Genomic DNA, 3418 nt, shown 5'->3' on the forward strand with positions numbered 1-3418 from the left:
CTTGTCCCTGCGTATGGAGCGATCAAGCGTCAAAAGGGCATTTCGTGGATGCCTTGGCACTGAGAGGCGATGAAAGACGTGGCACGCTGCGATAAGCCATGGGGAGCCGCGAGCAGGCTTTGATCCGTGGATTTCTGAATGGGGAAACCCCACCGTAAGGTGATCCTTCACTGAATACATAGGTGGAGGAGGCGAACCGGGCGAACTGAAACATCTAAGTAGCCCGAGGAAAGGACATCAACCGAGACTCCGCTAGTAGTGGCGAGCGAACGCGGACCAGCCCAGTGCTGGTGCTTACATAATCTGAACCGTCTGGAAAGTCGGGCCATAGCGCGTGATAGCCGCGTAAGAGTAAACCGAGCATCAGCCTCGAGTAAGGCGGGACACGTGAAATCCTGTCTGAACATGGGGGGACCACCCTCCAAGGCTAAGTACTCCTCAGTGACCGATAGCGAACAAGTACCGTGAGGGAAAGGTGAAAAGCACCCCGACGAGGGGAGTGAAAGAGTTCCTGAAACGGAATGCCTACAAGCAGTCGGAGCGGTCTTGAACCGTGACGGCGTACCTTTTGTATAATGGGTCAGCGAGTTAGTGTATGCAGCAAGCTTAAGCCGGTAGGCGTAGGCGTAGCGAAAGCGAGTCTGAATAGGGCGCTGAGTTGCATGCATTAGACCCGAAACCGGGTGATCTAGCCATGGGCAGGTTGAAGGTGGGGTAACACCCACTGGAGGACCGAACTCACGTCTGTTGAAAAAGACGGAGATGACCTGTGGTTAGGGGTGAAAGGCCAATCAAACTCGGAAATAGCTGGTTCTCCGCGAAAGCTATTTAGGTAGCGCCTCGGACTTATACCATCGGGGGTAGAGCACTGGATGGGCTAGGGGATCCCAAAGATCTACCAAACCTAACCAAACTCCGAATACCGATGAGTACTATCCGGGAGACAGACATCGGGTGCTAAGGTCCGGTGTCAAAAGGGAAACAGCCCAGACCGCCAGCTAAGGTCCCCAAGTCATGGCTAAGTGGAAAAGGATGTAAGACGGCCAAAACAACCAGGAGGTTGGCTTAGAAGCAGCCATCCTTTAAAGAAAGCGTAATAGCTCACTGGTCTATTAGCTGTCTCGCGCCGAAAATGTACCGGGGCTCAAGCCATGCACCGAAGCTGCGGGTGTGCACATCGTGCACGCGGTAGCGGAGCGTTCCGTAAGCCTGCGAAGGCGTCATCGTGAGAGGCGCTGGAGGTATCGGAAGTGAGAATGCTGACATGAGTAGCGATAAACAGTGTGAGAAACACTGTCGCCGAAAGTCCAAGGGTTCCTGCGCAAGGCTAATCCGCGCAGGGTAAGCCGGCCCCTAAGGCGAGGGCGAAAGCCGTAGTCGATGGGAACCACGTTAATATTCGTGGGCCTGCTGGACGTGACGGCCTCCGTGTATTGTATCCTCTTATCGGATTGAGGGTGCAGTGAAGGGGGTCCAGGAAATAACGCCAGCGTATAGACCGTACCCTAAACCGACACAGGTGGACTGGTAGAGTATACCAAGGCGCTTGAGAGAATGGTGTTGAAGGAACTAGGCAAATTGACCCCGTAACTTCGGGATAAGGGGTACCCTCTCCCGCGCAAGCGGTTGGGGGTGGCACAGACCAGGGGGTGGCGACTGTTTACTAAAAACACAGGGCTCTGCGAAGTCGAAAGACGACGTATAGGGTCTGACGCCTGCCCGGTGCCGGAAGGTTAAAAGGAGGGGTGCAAGCTCTGAATTGAAGCCCCGGTAAACGGCGGCCGTAACTATAACGGTCCTAAGGTAGCGAAATTCCTTGTCGGGTAAGTTCCGACCTGCACGAATGGCGTAACGACTTCCCCGCTGTCTCCAACACCAACTCAGCGAAATTGAATTCTCCGTGAAGATGCGGAGTACCCGTGGCTAGACGGAAAGACCCCGTGCACCTTTACTACAGCTTTGCAGTGGTACTAGGATGTGGATGTGTAGGATAGGTGGGAGCCTATGAAGCATTGGCGCTAGCTAGTGTGGAGGCAACCTTGAAATACCACCCTTCTGCTTCCTGGTATCTAACCGCGCCCCGTGAACCCGGGGCCGGGACCCTGCATGGCGGGTAGTTTGACTGGGGCGGTCGCCTCCCAAAGAGTAACGGAGGCGCGCGATGGTGGGCTCAGGCTGGTCGGAAATCAGCTGTCGAGTGCAATGGCATAAGCCCGCCTGACTGCGAGACAGACAAGTCGAGCAGAGACGAAAGTCGGTCATAGTGATCCGGTGGTCCCGCGTGGAAGGGCCATCGCTCAACGGATAAAAGGTACGCCGGGGATAACAGGCTGATCTCCCCCAAGAGTCCACATCGACGGGGAGGTTTGGCACCTCGATGTCGGCTCATCACATCCTGGGGCTGGAGCAGGTCCCAAGGGTTCGGCTGTTCGCCGATTAAAGTGGTACGTGAGCTGGGTTTAGAACGTCGTGAGACAGTTCGGTCCCTATCTACCATGGGTGTTGGAAACTTGAGAGGACCTGTCCCTAGTACGAGAGGACCGGGATGGACGCACCTCTAGTGTACCGGTTGTCGCGCCAGCGGCATTGCCGGGTAGCCACGTGCGGACGAGATAACCGCTGAATGCATCTAAGCGGGAAGCTCCCCTCAAAACAAGGTTTCCCTATCAGAGCCGTGGAAGACCACCACGTTGATAGGTGGCGTGTGGAAGCGTGGTAACACGTGAAGCTAAGCCATACTAATCGCTCGATCGGCTTGATCGCCCATGCGCGGCGGCAAGCCCGACTATCTAGAACGCTAAATTGCACGCGGTTTACTCAGATCAGAAATAAGTTTCCTTCGACGACCTGGTGGTCATAGCGAGGGCCCCCCACCCGATCCCATCCCGAACTCGGACGTGAAACCCCTCTGCGCCCATGGTACTGTGTCTTAAGGCACGGGAGAGTCGGTCGCTGCCAGGTCTTCTAAGGAAACTTATACCTATACACAACGACATCCCCCAGCTCCACTTCTTCTCTCTTCTCGCGGGGTGGAGCAGCCCGGTAGCTCGTCAGGCTCATAACCTGAAGGTCGCAGGTTCAAATCCTGCCCCCGCAACCAGTCGATAAGCCACTGATTCTGTTCATGAATCAGCGGCTTTTTTGATTCCAAAATNACCCCCAAAACCCCGCCGTGGAAGCGTCGTGGAAGCGCCAGGGGGGAAAGCCGTGGCGTGGAAACGGCGGACGGTCCGTGAAATTTTTTCCGCTGCGCGTGGCAAATCAGCAACGAAATCGGGATCGCTGCGGTAGCGCAGGCCACCGGCATTGCGCCCAGAACCATCGGGCGGGGGCTGAGGGAACTTGGCGGCGGATGCGGTCATGGAAGGGGACGGCGTCCTGGGTGCGGCCGAACTCTAATCGGCGATGGCCTTTTGAG

1 tRNA gene, 2 rRNA genes and 1 pseudogene are annotated in these 3418 nt (G+C 56.1%); all 4 read left to right on the top strand.

Annotated elements, in window-relative coordinates:
* The first annotated feature begins 20 nt into the window (after positions 1–20).
* Positions 21–2763 (top strand): 23S ribosomal RNA (locus PHAMO_RS15655).
* 83 nt (positions 2764–2846) lie between these two features.
* Positions 2847–2961: ribosomal RNA gene (gene rrf / locus PHAMO_RS15660) — 5S ribosomal RNA — on the top strand.
* Between the two features lie 62 nt (positions 2962–3023).
* Positions 3024–3100, top strand: a tRNA-Met gene (locus PHAMO_RS15665).
* A gap of 175 nt (positions 3101–3275) precedes the next feature.
* A pseudogene (locus PHAMO_RS20495) lies at positions 3276–3418 on the top strand (ISAzo13 family transposase); the annotation flags it as partial.

It is taken from the genome of Magnetospirillum molischianum DSM 120, from assembly GCF_000294655.1.
Taxonomy (GTDB): Bacteria; Pseudomonadota; Alphaproteobacteria; order Rhodospirillales; family Magnetospirillaceae; genus Phaeospirillum; species Phaeospirillum molischianum.